This is a genomic window from Frigoribacterium sp. NPDC087798 (assembly GCF_044742985.1).
In the GTDB taxonomy this organism is placed as follows: domain Bacteria; phylum Actinomycetota; class Actinomycetes; order Actinomycetales; family Microbacteriaceae; genus Frigoribacterium.
In genome coordinates this window covers 1-13005 of sequence record NZ_JBIUVP010000006.1, presented here as the reverse complement: position 1 = coordinate 13005, position 13005 = coordinate 1, and the positions used below count along the sequence as shown (strand labels likewise).

At 70.2% G+C, this 13005-nt stretch carries 15 protein-coding genes; 6 read left to right on the top strand and 9 right to left on the bottom strand.

Annotated features, from left to right (window positions below):
• Positions 1 to 144: 144 nt before the first annotated feature.
• Positions 145 to 417: a hypothetical protein gene (locus ACIOSR_RS13850; RefSeq protein ID WP_402752916.1), complete on the top strand. Its 273-nt coding sequence runs from the start codon at positions 145 to 147 to the stop codon at positions 415 to 417.
• 24 nt (positions 418 to 441) lie between these two features.
• On the opposite strand, the gene kdpC is transcribed toward ACIOSR_RS13850, so the two are convergent.
• The 5 genes from kdpC to ACIOSR_RS13825 are packed head-to-tail and all read right to left on the bottom strand — an operon-like array spanning position 442 to position 5140.
• Positions 442 to 1047, bottom strand: a complete 606-nt coding sequence (gene kdpC / locus ACIOSR_RS13845) for a potassium-transporting ATPase subunit KdpC (protein WP_402752915.1) — start codon at positions 1045 to 1047, stop codon at positions 442 to 444.
• Positions 1048 to 1078: 31 nt separating this feature from the next.
• Entirely contained in the window at positions 1079 to 3238 is a 2160-nt protein-coding gene (gene kdpB, locus ACIOSR_RS13840) for a potassium-transporting ATPase subunit KdpB (protein WP_402752914.1), read from the bottom strand.
• Between the two features lie 2 nt (positions 3239 to 3240).
• A complete protein-coding gene (kdpA, locus tag ACIOSR_RS13835; protein ID WP_402752913.1) occupies positions 3241 to 4914 on the bottom strand; it encodes a potassium-transporting ATPase subunit KdpA in 1674 nt (557 codons plus the stop codon).
• Entirely contained in the window at positions 4914 to 5003 is a 90-nt protein-coding gene (gene kdpF, locus ACIOSR_RS13830) for a K(+)-transporting ATPase subunit F (protein WP_071257733.1), read from the bottom strand. The genes kdpA and kdpF overlap by 1 nt, the downstream gene beginning before the upstream one ends.
• Complete coding sequence (locus ACIOSR_RS13825; RefSeq protein WP_156155567.1) at positions 5000 to 5140, bottom strand: hypothetical protein; 141 nt, start codon at positions 5138 to 5140, stop codon at positions 5000 to 5002. Before ACIOSR_RS13825 ends, kdpF begins: the two co-directional genes overlap by 4 nt.
• A 207-nt stretch (positions 5141 to 5347) precedes the next feature.
• Between ACIOSR_RS13825 and ACIOSR_RS13820 the strand changes: the two genes are divergently transcribed.
• Positions 5348 to 6658: a cytochrome P450 gene (locus ACIOSR_RS13820; protein WP_402752912.1), complete on the top strand. Its 1311-nt coding sequence runs from the start codon at positions 5348 to 5350 to the stop codon at positions 6656 to 6658.
• Between the two features lie 734 nt (positions 6659 to 7392).
• A complete protein-coding gene (locus ACIOSR_RS13815) occupies positions 7393 to 8775 on the top strand; it encodes a TrkH family potassium uptake protein (RefSeq protein ID WP_402752911.1) in 1383 nt (460 codons plus the stop codon).
• 161 nt (positions 8776 to 8936) lie between these two features.
• Here the strand turns inward: ACIOSR_RS13815 and ACIOSR_RS13810 are convergent, their stop codons facing one another.
• From ACIOSR_RS13810 to ACIOSR_RS13795, 4 genes are all read right to left on the bottom strand, one after another.
• A complete protein-coding gene (locus tag ACIOSR_RS13810) occupies positions 8937 to 9482 on the bottom strand; it encodes a sigma-70 family RNA polymerase sigma factor (protein WP_402752910.1) in 546 nt (181 codons plus the stop codon).
• Positions 9483 to 9682: 200 nt separating this feature from the next.
• Positions 9683 to 10021 (bottom strand): hypothetical protein, encoded by a 339-nt coding sequence (locus ACIOSR_RS13805; RefSeq protein ID WP_402752909.1) that lies wholly within the window; start codon positions 10019 to 10021, stop codon positions 9683 to 9685.
• Entirely contained in the window at positions 10018 to 10671 is a 654-nt protein-coding gene (locus tag ACIOSR_RS13800; protein ID WP_402752908.1) for a hypothetical protein, read from the bottom strand. The genes ACIOSR_RS13805 and ACIOSR_RS13800 overlap by 4 nt, the downstream gene beginning before the upstream one ends.
• Positions 10668 to 11234, bottom strand: coding sequence for an RNA polymerase sigma factor (locus tag ACIOSR_RS13795; protein ID WP_200413015.1), 567 nt, complete (start codon positions 11232 to 11234; stop codon positions 10668 to 10670). The genes ACIOSR_RS13800 and ACIOSR_RS13795 overlap by 4 nt, the downstream gene beginning before the upstream one ends.
• Before the next feature lie 217 nt (positions 11235 to 11451).
• Between ACIOSR_RS13795 and ACIOSR_RS13790 the strand changes: the two genes are divergently transcribed.
• Genes ACIOSR_RS13790 through ACIOSR_RS13780 form a run of 3 tightly spaced genes read left to right on the top strand, consistent with a single transcriptional unit; the run spans position 11452 to position 12175 of the window.
• Positions 11452 to 11685, top strand: coding sequence for a hypothetical protein (locus ACIOSR_RS13790; protein ID WP_402752907.1), 234 nt, complete (start codon positions 11452 to 11454; stop codon positions 11683 to 11685).
• Positions 11682 to 11963, top strand: coding sequence for a hypothetical protein (locus tag ACIOSR_RS13785; protein WP_402752906.1), 282 nt, complete (start codon positions 11682 to 11684; stop codon positions 11961 to 11963). The genes ACIOSR_RS13790 and ACIOSR_RS13785 overlap by 4 nt, the downstream gene beginning before the upstream one ends.
• Before the next feature lie 14 nt (positions 11964 to 11977).
• A complete protein-coding gene (locus ACIOSR_RS13780) occupies positions 11978 to 12175 on the top strand; it encodes a hypothetical protein (RefSeq protein ID WP_159825896.1) in 198 nt (65 codons plus the stop codon).
• Positions 12176 to 13005: the final 830 nt, after the last annotated feature.

Here is a 13005-nt window from a genome sequence, read left to right as displayed (position 1 = left end):
CGGGTCACGCCGGATCATATCCAGCCCCGGGCACCCCGCTCGACCCCCTGTCCGGGAAGACGATCGTGATCTGGTTGCTCGCCCTCCCGGCCTGACCTACACTCGATCCGTTCGAACACACGTTCGAACGTGCAGGAGGACGACATGAGCACCCAGACCACCCACGAGCCCGTCGCGCTGTGGTTCGAGCGCGACCTGCCGGCGCGGCTGGTCTGGTCCTGCCGACGGTGGCGGGTGAGCGACACCCCGACCGAGCTGCGGGTCGAGCCGGCTGTGACGCCCCCCTTCATCACGCACCCGCCCCGTCGCTTCGTCGGCTGGCGTTTCCAGGCCACCGACGACGACGACACGACCCACATGTTCGAGGTCGTCCTCGGCATCGACGGCGGGTGGGTGCTGGGCCGCGTCTACGACTGACCTCGAGGTCGCGACGCGCCGGCCTCAGCGTCCCGTCTCGGCCAGGGCCGCGTTGAGCTCGAGCACGTTCACGGTGGGCTCGCCCAGGTAGCCGAGGTCCCGGCCCTGGGTGTGCTCCTCGACGAGCGCCTCGACGTCCGCGACCGGCAGGTCCCGTGCCGCGGCGACCCGATCGACCTGGATGCGCGCGTACTCGGGGCTGATGTGCGGGTCGAGCCCGGACGCGGAGGCGGTGAGCGCGTCGACGGGGACGTCCTCCGGGGCGACGCCGTCGCTCTCGGCGATCGCCGCCCGTCGCTCCTCGACGGCGGCGACGAGGTCCGGGTTCTCGGGCCCGTAGTTGCTGCCGCTCGAGGCGGAGGCGTCGTAGCCGTCACCGGCGGCGGAAGGCCTCGACTGGAACCACTCGGGCAGGGCGACCCCGTCGGCGTCGGTGAACGACTGCCCGATGAGCGACGAGCCGACGGTCCGCCCGTCGACCCGGACGGCGGAACCGTCCGCCTCACCGCCGGGGACGAGCTGGCCGATCCCGGTGACGGCGGCCGTGTAGGCCACGCCGAGGACGGCGGTGAAGACGAGCATCGCGCGAAGGGCGACGCCGTACTGGCGGAACAGGGTGCGGGTGTTCATGGTCTCTCTCTCGTTGGTCGTCTGCGCCGGCTCAGAAGCCGGGCAGCAGGCTGACGATCAGGTCGATGATCTTGATGCCGACGAACGGGGCGACGACGCCGCCGAGTCCGTAGACGAGGAGGTTGCGCGACAGGATCGACGACGCCGACGCCGCCCGGTACGCCACGCCGCGCAGGGCGAGCGGGATGAGCACGACGATCACGAGCGCGTTGAACACGATCGCCGACAGGATCGCCGAGGCCGGCGAGGACAGCTGCATGACGTTCAGCAGCCCGAGGCCCGGGAACACCCCGGCGAACATGGCCGGGATGATCGCGAAGTACTTCGCGACGTCGTTGGCGATCGAGAACGTCGTGAGGGCACCCCGGGTGATGAGCAACTGCTTGCCGATGCGGACGATGTCGATCAGCTTCGTCGGGTCGCTGTCGAGGTCGACCATGTTGCCGGCCTCCTTGGCGGCCGAGGTGCCGGTGTTCATCGCGACGCCGACGTCGGCCTGGGCCAGGGCCGGGGCGTCGTTGGTGCCGTCGCCGGTCATCGCGACGAGCGCGCCTCCTTCTTGCTCCCGGCGGATGAGGGCGAGCTTGTCCTCCGGGGTGGCCTCGGCGAGGTAGTCGTCGACGCCGGCCTCGGCCGCGATCGCCTTGGCGGTCAGGGGGTTGTCGCCGGTGATCATGACCGTGCGGATGCCCATGCTGCGCAGCTCGGCGAACCGTTCGCGCAGGCCGGCCTTGACGACGTCCTTGAGGTACACGACGCCGAGGACGCGAGCGTCCGAGGCCGTGCTCTTGATCGCGACGACCAGGGGGGTCCCTCCGGCGTTCGAGATCTCGTCGATGCGGGCCTGCAGTTCGTCGTGCTCGGTGCCGGCGAGAGGGCGGTCCTCCTCGACCCAGGCGATGACGGAGGCGCCGGCGCCCTTGCGGATCTGCGTGCCGTCGGGCAGGTCGAGGCCCGACATGCGGGTCTGGGCGGTGAAGGGCACGATCTCTCCCGGCCGACCGTCGGCGTCGTGCCACCCCGTCGTGAGGGCGAGGTCGACGATCGACCCGCCCTCGGGGGTCGGGTCGCTGAGCGACGACCGGGCGGCGGCGTCGACGAGTTCGGCGCGGGCGATGCCGTCGAGCGGGGTGAACTCGGCCGCCTGCCGGTTGCCGTAGGTGATGGTGCCGGTCTTGTCGAGCAGCAGCGTCGTGACGTCACCCGCGGCCTCGACCGCGCGGCCCGACATCGCGAGCACGTTGCGCTGCACGAGACGGTCCATGCCCGCGATGCCGATGGCGCTGAGCAGCGCACCGATCGTCGTGGGGATGAGGCAGACCAGCAGGGCGATGAGCACGGGGATGCTCACCGACGCGTCGCTGTAGGCCGCGATGGGGTTGAGCGTCAGCGTCACGACGACGAAGACGATGGACAGGCTCGCGAGCAGGATGTTCAGCGCGATCTCGTTCGGCGTCTTCTGACGCGAGGCTCCCTCGACGAGACGGATCATGCGGTCGACGAAGGTCTCGCCGGGCTTGCTCGTGATGCGCACGACGACCCGGTCGGACAGCACGCGGGTGCCGCCGGTGACCGCGCTGCGGTCGCCGCCCGACTCGCGGATCACCGGGGCGGACTCGCCCGTGATGGCCGACTCGTCGACGCTCGCGATGCCCCAGACGATGTCGCCGTCACCCGGGATCAGCTCGCCGGCGGTCACGACGACCGTGTCGCCGAGCGTCAGGTCGGCCGAGGACACCGACTCCGAGGAGGCGCGCTCGGCACCGGCGTCGGACGTCGCGTCGTACGAGACCACGCGCCGGGCGGTGGTGCTGGTGCGGGTCGCCTTGAGGGTCTCGGCCTGTGCCTTGCCGCGCCCCTCGGCGACGGACTCGGCGAGGTTGGCGAAGAGGACGGTGAGCCAGAGCCAGACGGCGATGGCCCAGGTGAAGGAGCCGGGGACGGGCGAGCCGCCCGAGGTCTCGGGACCGGTGAAGAGACCGGCGATCGCGAGGACCGTCGTGTAGGCGGCGCCGACCTCGACGATGAACATGACGGGGTTGTGCCACATCTCGCGCGGGTCGAGTTTGCGGAAGGCGCCGGGCAGGGCCGCGACGAGTTGGGCGGCGCCGAACGCGCCTCCTCGGTTCGTCGGGGCCTGGTCGCCCTCGCGTTCGTGGTCGGTGGTGGGGGTGTCGGTGGAGATGGACATGGTCACTTCAGCCCTTCGGCGAGCGGTCCCAGTGCGAGGACGGGGAAGTAGGTCAGCGCGGTGATGATCACCGAGACGCCGGTGAGCAGGCCCACGAACTGCGGGCGGTGGGTGGGCAGGGTCCCGGCGGTGGCGGGGACCCTGTCCTGTGCGGCGAAGGAGCCGGCGAGGGCGAGCACGAGCACGATCGGGAGGAACCGTCCGAGCAGCATCGCGACGCCGAGGGTGGTGTTGAACCACGGGGTGTTCGCCGTCAGGCCCGCGAACGCCGAACCGTTGTTGTTCGCGGCGGAGGTGAAGGCGTAGAGCACCTCGCTGAAGCCGTGCAGGCCCGGGTTCCAGATCGACGTGCCCTCGACGTCGGCGCGCACGGCGGGGATCACGAAGCTCAGCGCCGTGAAGGCGAGCACGATGGTCGGCGTGACGAGGATGTAGAGGCTGGCGAGCTTGATCTCGCGCGGCCCGATCTTCTTGCCGAGGTACTCGGGGGTGCGGCCGACGAGCAGGCCGGCGATGAACACCGTGATCACGGCGAGCACGAGCATGCCGTACAGGCCCGAGCCGACGCCGCCGGGGGCGATCTCGCCGAGCATCATGTTCAGCATCGCCATCATGCCGCCGAGCGCGGTGTACGAGTCGTGCATCGAGTTGACGGCACCCGTCGAGGTCAGCGTGGAGGTGGTCCCGAAGAGGGTCGATCCCCAGATGCCGAACCGCGCCTCCTTGCCCTCCATCGCGCCGCCGGCGAATTGGGTCGCCGTGCCGGCGCCCCGCAGCTCGAACCACGTCATGGCGCTGAGCGAGACGGCGAAGATCGTCGTCATCACCGCCGCGATCGCGACGCCCTGCTTCGTGGAGCCGACCATGCGGCCGAAGGTGCGAGGCAGCGAGAACGGGATGACGAGCATCAGCACGACCTGGAACACGCTCGTCCAGGCGGTCGGGTTCTCGAACGGGTGCGAGCTGTTGGCGTTGAAGAAGCCGCCGCCGTTCGTGCCGAGCAGCTTGATCGCCTCCTGCGAGGCCGCGGGGCCGCCGGGGATCGTCGCGCTGCCGCCGGTGAGGGTCGTGACGTCGGTGGATCCCGCGAAGTCCTGGATCACGCCGCCGGCGACCAGGACGATCGCCGACACGAAGGCCAGGGGCAGGAGGAGACGCGTGATCGAGCGGGTCAGGTCGACCCAGAAGTTGCCGAGCGTGCCGCTCCTCGCCCGGGCGAGCCCGCGGATCAGGGCGACGGCGACGGCGATGCCGACGGCCGCGGAGACGAAGTTCTGGACGGCGAGTCCGCCGAGCTGGACGGCGTAGCCGAGGGTCACGTCGGGCGAGTACGACTGCCAGTTGGTGTTCGTGACGAAGGAGGCCGCGGTGTTGAACGACAGGCCCTCGGGTACGGCCGGGAAGCCGAGCGAGTAGGGCAGGAACGCCTGGAGGCGCTGGATCGCGTAGACGAGGAGGACCCCGACCACCGAGAACGTCAGGACGCCTCGGAGGTAGGCCGGCCAGGTCTGTTCCGACGTCGGGTCGACGCCGACGAGGCGGTAGAAACCGCGCTCGACGCGGGCGTCCCTCGCGGTGGTGAAGATCCTCGCCATGTGGTCGCCGAGGGGGCGGTACGCGACGACGAGGACCACGACGACCGTGAGGATCTGGAGGATGCCGAACACCGCGTCCATCAGAAGCGCTCGGGCTTCACGAGGGCGTACACGAGGTACGCCAGGGCGGCCACGGCGAGGACGGCGGCCCCGATGCTGAACACGATCACAGCTTCTCGACCCCCTTCGCCACGAGGGACACCACTGCGAACACAGCGATGACGGCGAGCACGTACACGATGTCGAGCACTACGACTCCAAGGAGGACGATCGACGGGCCGGACGGCCCGGTGCCCGTCGTGGGCACAGCGAGTCAGTAGACACCGCGCCGCATCGCCGATCGCGGGCCCTTACGACTTCCCTACGGCGATCGCCGTCTTCCTCACGGACACCACACGCCCACCACACGCCCACCGGGGCGGGAGGCGCGGCGGCGACGACGCTCCCGGCGGACGGCCGTGACCTCGGCGAGATCGCCTGGTCGCGAATGCGTGAGCGCTGGCACGATGGCCGCATGTTCCCCTCGACACCCAGGACGAACCCGCTTCGCGACGACTCGATCGCCCTGCTCACCCGAGGTTACGGTTTCGCTGCGCGCTTCTGGGAGCGAACGCGGACGGGCGCCCGGGCCGTGCCTCTCCGCCTGCTCGGGCGGGAGGCGCTGCTGGTCCGGGGCGCCGAGGCCGTCGAGCTCTTCTACGACGAACGGCGGATCGCTCGGCACGGGGCCATGCCCGCGATCGTCCAGCAGACGCTCTTCGGCACCGGGTCCGTGCACAGCCTCGACGGAGCGGAACACCGGCACCGCAAAGCGACGTTCCTCGACGTCGCGTACGAGGACGACCAGGTCGCCCGGCTGACGCCCCTGCTCGAACGGGAGTGGCGGCACGAGATCGATGCCTGGCTGTCCGGGGGTCGACGCTCCGCCTACGATGCGGCCGTCGGGGCGTTCGGTCGCGCGAGCATGAGGTGGGCGGGCCTGCCGGGAACCCCGGAGGCGCGGACCCGCTGGTCGGCCCGCCTCGCGCAGATCGTCGACGGCTTCGGTGTGCCGTACTCCCCCGAGTACCTGCTGGCAGCGGTGAACCGTGCCTGGTCCGATCGGCACGCTCGCCGCCTCGTCGAGGCGGTTCGCGCCGGCGCTCTCGAGCCCGGGGAAGGCACGGCCCTCGACGAGTGGGCTCGGCACCGGGACCCCGAGGGCGAGCTGATGCCCGCGAAGCTGGCGGGGATCGAGCTGCAGAACAGCATCCGCCCGATGATCGCGGTGGCCCGCTTCGTCGCGTTCGCCGCGAAGGCACTGCACGACCACCCCGAGTGGCGAGAGCGGATCGCCGAGGAAGCCACCGAGCGTAGAACGTCGACCGGTGGGCCGCTCGCCGTCGCGTTCGCGCAGGAGGTCCGGCGGACCGCGCCGTTCGTACCGATGCTGCCCGGCTGGGCGCGCCACGACGTCGAGATCGACGGACGGGAGCTCCCCGCCGGCGGGCGGGTCCTGCTCGACATCCTCGGCACCGACACGGATGACGCCTCCTGGAACCGCGCCTCCGAGTTCGATCCGGAACGTTTCGTGGGCGTCGAGGACTACGAGGCGATCTCGACGTTCATCCCTCACGGTGGCGGGGACCCGGCGGGCGGACACCGATGCCCCGGCGAGAAGCTCGCCATCGCCGGCCTCGCCGCCGCCGTCACCGCGCTCAGCGACGCTCGCCTGGCGATCCTCGACGACGGGCTCGACGTCGACCGGCGACGGCTGCCGACGAAGCCGTCGTCCGGCGGCCGGGTCCGCGCAGCCGGTGCGCCATCCCGGTGTCCGTTCCACTGACGGCACCGCGACGATCGCCCATAAGTCTGAGCGGCAGTTCTCGGCAACCCCTCTCCGCACATCCGGCCCCGGGCATAGACACGATCCATGCCGATCCCCACCCGCGGTTTCGCTCACCTCGTCGCCTTCGTCCTGCTCGTCGCCGTCACGGGACGAGCCGACTCCGTCGCCGGCCACGTGCGACATCGGCTCGCCCACGAGGCCGCTCCCACCCACCACTCTCGTGGCGCCCGGGCGCCATCGAGATCCGAGAGGCGACCACGATGATCGAGCACCGCACGCCGTCGGCCTCCTTGCCCGCGCCATGCCCATGATCTTGCTCGACCCGATAGCCGAGGCACCTGGCGCGTCCTGGACTACCGGAACGGCACGACCGGGATCGACGTCCTCGTCGGCTTCGTGCAGAGGGTGACGGACGCCTACGCGGTGACCGATCTCTCGCAGCCCGACGAACAGCGCCTCTGTCACACCCTCGTCGAAGTCCAGGAGCTGTTCGGGGCGGAGGGGTGAGGAAGAACGCTGCGACGAACGGCTCACGGAACCGGAGCGTGACGGCGCGCGGAGCGGCTTCTTCCCGGCAGGTCGCCGGCACCTCGGAGGACACACCGTAGCGCGGTCGGCCTCGCGGGCCCTCTCCGCGTCCTCCGTTCGGCGCCGGTCGGCATTGCGGGGTGGCGGGGTGGCGGGGTGGCGGGGTGGCGGGGTGGCGGGCGAAGTGTCTTACTGTGGGGCCGGTGACGACGCAGACGAAGAGCACCGCCGCTCCTGCCCGGATCGCTGCCTTCTCGCAGGGTGTCCTGCGCCGCTCGCCTGCACTGGTCGCGCTGGGGATCTTCCTCGGTGTCGTCCTGCTCTTCTCCGCCCTGCTGGCACTCCCCGTCGCGACGGCCGACGGCACGAGGACCCCGCTGCACGACGCGGTCTTCACCGCGGTGTCCGCGATGACCGTCACCGGGCTCGTGACCGTCGACACGGCGACCCACTGGTCCTTCTTCGGCCAGGTCGTCATCCTCGCCGGGGTCCAGGTCGGCGGCCTCGGCATCGTGACCATCGCGCTCCTGTTGTCGCGGGCCGTCACGCACAAGCTCGGCGTACGCGGGCGGATCATGGCCCAGCAAGGCATCGGCACCAGCAAGCTCGGCGAGGTCCAGTCCCTGCTCAAGATCGTCGTACTCACCACGGTCGTCGTGGAGGCGGCGCTCGCGCTCGTGCTCGTGCCCGCGTTCATCGTGCGGGAGGGGTCGTTCGTCTCGGGCACGTGGCACGGTGTCTTCTACGCGGTCTCGGCCTTCAACAACGCCGGCTTCGTCACCCACGCCGACGGCCTCGAACAGTTCGCCACCGACCCGGCCATCATCGTCCCTCTCATGGTCGGGGTGTTCGTGGGCAGCCTGGGCTTCCCCGTCTTCATGGTGTTCATGGTCCACAAGACCCACCTGCGACGCTGGAACCTCCACACGAAGCTGACCGTGACGGTCACCACCGGGCTCCTGATCGTGGGAGCTGCGGTGTGGACGCTCCTCGAGTGGAGCAACACGGCGACCATCGGCGACCTCCCGGCGGGCGAGAAGCTGGTCCACGGGCTCTTCGCCTCGACCATGATGCGCAGCGGCGGCTTCGCGCTCGTCGACACCGGCGCCTCCCACCCCATCACCCTGCTGGCCACCGACGCCCTCATGTTCGTCGGCGGCGGGTCCGCCTCCACGGCGGGCGGCATCAAGGTCACGACCATCGCGCTGCTGTTCCTCGCGATCGCCGCCGAGGGCAAGGGCGACAAGAACGTCCGCGTCTTCCGCCGCACCGTCCCCGAGGCAGCTCTCCGCGTCGCGATCAGCGTCATCTTCCTCGGCGCGACCCTCGTCCTCGCCGCGACCGCGCTCATCATGACGGTCAGCGACGAACCCCTCGACCGCATCCTCTTCGAGGTGATCTCCGCCTTCGCCACCTGCGGCTTGAGCGTCGGACTCAGCCAGGAGCTCGACCCGTTCGGCAAGTACGTCCTCGCCGCCCTCATGTTCGCCGGCCGGGTCGGACCCATCGGCCTCGCGTCGGCACTCGCCGTCCGACGCCGCACCCTGCTCTACGACTACCCGGAAGACCGCCCCGTCATCGGGTGACACGGGCGTCGACGGGCAGCGCGGGGAAGACAAGCTCCACGGACGATTCCGGGACGGGGGCTGCTGCGGGCAGAACGCCCGTGCTGAGGAGGTGACCTGTCGAGGTGCTTCGTCGAGAGGCGGATGCCCCTGCGTCGGCCCGGACGGATGGCCCGAAGGCCCTATCCGTCGACGTGCTTCCGGAGGGCGACGAGCGCGTCCCGGATGCGGGTCTTCATCGTCCCGATCGGGACGCCGGCGCGAACGGCTGCTTCGGACCGGGTGAAGCCGCCGTAGTACGTCAGCTCGAGGGCCTCGCGGTGCGCAACGGTGAGGGTTCGCATGGCCCTCGTGACCCGGTGGTGTTCGACCGAGATCTCGGCCTCTTCGGCGACGTCGTCTCGGCTGGGTTCATGGTCGCGGATGCCCACGGCGACGTCGCGGTCCCGTCCGGCCTGGGAAGACCGCACGCGGTCGATCGCACGGCGGCGCGCGCGGATCAGCAGCCACCCCACCGCCGTGCCCTCGGTGGGGTCGAACAGGGGCGCGTCCTGCCAGGCGGCGAGGAACACCTCTTGGGTGACCTCTTCGGACTGCGCCGGATCGACCAGGATGCGGCGCACGAGCCCGAGGACCCGGGACACGGTGCAGTCGTAGAAGACAACGAAGGCCCGCTCGTTGCCTTCACCGACGAGGGCGAGGAGTTCGTCGCCTGATCGTCGGGTCACGGCTGGCAGCGCAGGTGCAAGAGACACGGGGGAGCCATCCGTTCGGAAGGGGTACAGGGGGGATGCTCCCCCAGGCATTCGGCCACTGTATGCGGGTGCACCATGCGTGGTACCCCCAGTCCGGGACGCCCGTGCGTGGCCGTCGTCAGCTGGCGGCACGGTGAGAGCAGGCGCGGTGACCCCTTGGTCGCCGCCCTCGGTCAGTCCACGCGGGCGATGCGGACGTCGACCCGCCTGACTGCCGTGCCCGCTCGGCCCAGCCTCTCCAGGAGGGCGTCGTGGACGCGGTGGGCGACGTCGGGCGAGATGCTGTCGGCATCGGTGGCGATGGTGAGGGCGACGACGCCGTCGTCGCCGATCTCGACCCGAGGAGGCGGGGGCGGTGTCGTCGGGTCGGGCGTCAGCCGGGCAGCCAGGAGAGCGGGCAGGGTCGCCCGCGGCTGGTAGATGTGAGCCACGCCGGGGATGCCCTCGACGAGTGCCTCGAGCTCGAGCGCGAGGGTGGGAAGTGCGTCGTCGTCGAGATCGGGGCTGGTCATCGTTCTTCCTCCGGGACGGGGGCTGCGCCGTCCGTGCGGATCGTGACGTCGATGCTCTCGACGTTCATCTCCGTGTGCGTCCGCAGCGCATCCTCGACGGCCGAGCACACCGCGTCCGTCACGGCCTCCACCGTCGCGCCGTGGTCACGGACGATGCGTGCCCACACACGGACGACGACCGGGGCACCGGGTGTGGTGACGTCACCCTCGAGCGTGCACCTCCCGATGAGGACACCGTCGACGGTGTCGCCGGCGCGGCGGACGATGCTGCGGACGGCTCCCTCGGTGATGACGGAGTTCTCGGTCTCCTTCAGCGGCGGGAGGGGGATGTCCCGGCCGGCGTGCGCTTCGAGGCTGATGTTGGTGATGATCTCGGTGATCCAGTCGTCTTCGCGCGCGTCCTCGTCGAGCGCGTCGGCCTCGAGCGCTCCGTGGGACAGCATGCGCACCCTCGTCAGGGCATCGAGGGCGTTCTGGCAAGCCGGTGAGTCGTCGATCGTCGGGTCCGCCGGGGTCATCCCGGCATCGAGGTAGTCGGCGAGCTCGTCGATGGTGTGCCCGTCGAGCCGGTCGGGCTCGAGCGACAGTGTCTCGACGTCGTCGCCGCTGACACCCGCGGCCTCGAGGTCGTCGGGAAGATCGGTGGTCATCGCCATCCCTCCATCTCGCTGATCATGTTCTTGCGCGCCCGGGAGAGGAGTCCCCGGACCGTGGACACGGGAAGACCCAAGTCGTCCGCGATCTCGTCGTAGGACTGCCCGACCATCTCCTTCAGGATCCACGCCCGCCGCTGAGGGGCGGGCATCGCCTCCAACGCCAGGGTCAGCGCGTGTTCCCGCGACCGGGCCTCGACGACACGGTGCGGCGTCTCGTGCTCGGGTCCCTCGGAGTCGTGGTCGGCGATGTCGTCGTGGTCACGCCTGGCCCTGATCCTGTCCACGCACCGCCTGCTGACGATGCGCATCAACCAGCTCTTGACCTTCGAGGGGTCCTCGATCGAGGGCAGCTGCTTCCACGCCGCGACGAAGGTCTCCTGGACGACGTCGTCGACGTCGTCGGAACGACCGAGGACCCGCCGTGCGTAGGAACGCATCAACGGCCCGTACCGACGAACCAGGACCTCGAACGCCCGGACGTCACCGTGCCCGGCACGCTCGACGAGGGTGTGGTCGTCGGCGTCCGCGAGGTCGACACGGCGCGGCTGATCGGACACCCGTCAGTTCTACCCGGTCCGCGGCTCCCCGTGCCGGCAGAGAAGCGTCCGTGAGCGGGGCGAATCGCTCCCCACCACGACTCGGCCGAAATTCGTCCACGCCCGGCGTGACGAATCGCACACTCGTTGCGACCTAGTAGTGACGCGCTCCTGCTGCCCCTCGACCCGACGAGAAGCATGGGCGCTCCCCACCCGACTTGAATGAGGAACGACACCCGTGACCCTGCTCGCGCCCGCACCCACGATCCGCCCTGCCGCGCCCACCCTCACCGAGGCCGAGCCCGGCTTCTGGGTCGCCAGTACCGGCGGCGCCTTCGCCGGCACCATCGACCACCACGGCGAGCACTTCTACGTACGCGACTGCTTCAGCCAGTACCTCGGCGACTACGGCGACCTCGCCACAGCAGCCGCCCGCCTCCGCACCGACGCCAGCGCGCGAGACGCCGCGTGACGACCACACTCCCCCCGAGGGCGGCCGGCACCGGCACCTCCCCGGTGACTTGGCACGAGACGGGCCCCGGCATGTGGACGAGCCGCACCGGCGAGGACATCGCCGGCGCCGTACAGCTCGTCGGGACCTTCATCACCACGAACGCCCGCGGCGACGTGGTCGGGACGTTCGACACCCTCCCCCAGGCGCAAGCAGCCCTCGTCGCACCGCCCACCCCCTCGGGTCGACCGCGCCCACTCGGCCGACACCGCCTCCTGCCGTGGTCTCGCCGTTGGTGATCACGACACACCTCGTGGCCGACCACGCACGCGAGCCGCGGCGCTCACCCGGTCACCAGGCCCGTAGGTACGACTCGCTGCCCGACGTTCCGCCGGCACTGATCGTCACCTATGCCCGCCGAGAGCAGCGCCGCCGCCTCTTCCCCGTCCCGATGGGGCCCACCTACGCCGACTTCTTCCTCGAGGACACCACCCGCCATGCGACTGCCTGACCCGAACATCGCTCTCACCGCCCCGATCGCCCCCTCCACCCGGCCGCCCCTGCCCGCCACGGAGCAAGTGGACATGGAGCCCCTGCTCGCCGACCGTGACCGCCCCTGACCCCCACCCGCCCGGAGCACGCCCGGCCCCGATCTCGCTGCAACGCCTCCCCCACCACGAACTCGTCTCCTACCTCAAACGGCAACTCGCCGTCCCGCTCCCCGGCGAGACCTGCGACTCGCCGACCACGATTCCAGGGGTCACAGGCAATGTAGAAGGCACCGTCGCAAGCTCGTGAGCCACCGCGGGGGCCGCGCATCTCGACATACCGGGCGCTGCCGCCGCGCCTGCTGCTTAACCCTTTTTGAATCGAGGATTGGCGCCTCTAGTCGTCTTCACCCGTGCACGACGCACCCGCAGTCCCTAGCTGCGGCCGAGGTGAAGACCCCGCGAAGCAACGCTGCTTCGCCCCGCTGGGGTGTCGTGGCCCGAACCACGACGCCCCGGCGATACCCCAACTCGAACGGCAAGAAGAACCGAACGGCGCGAACGAGGCAATCAACGGGGCCAGCAAATCAAAGGCATGAATGTCCGACTCGTGCCAGACGAGCGTTCAGGCTTGCGCCGGTTAACGATCCCCTACCGGGCAGATCTTCTGGGTCTGCATCCGGTAAACCCTGGCTATGGCTCAAGCTATGACCATGGGGAACACTGGGGACAATGCGTGGGCAGAACTTAGCGACCTCATCTCAGCATCACCCCTTGATGTCGCCGTTCTGCCACGGGACGCAAATGCGCGTACGGCGTCAGCGCTGGAACTTGGGCCGAGCTCATACCTTGG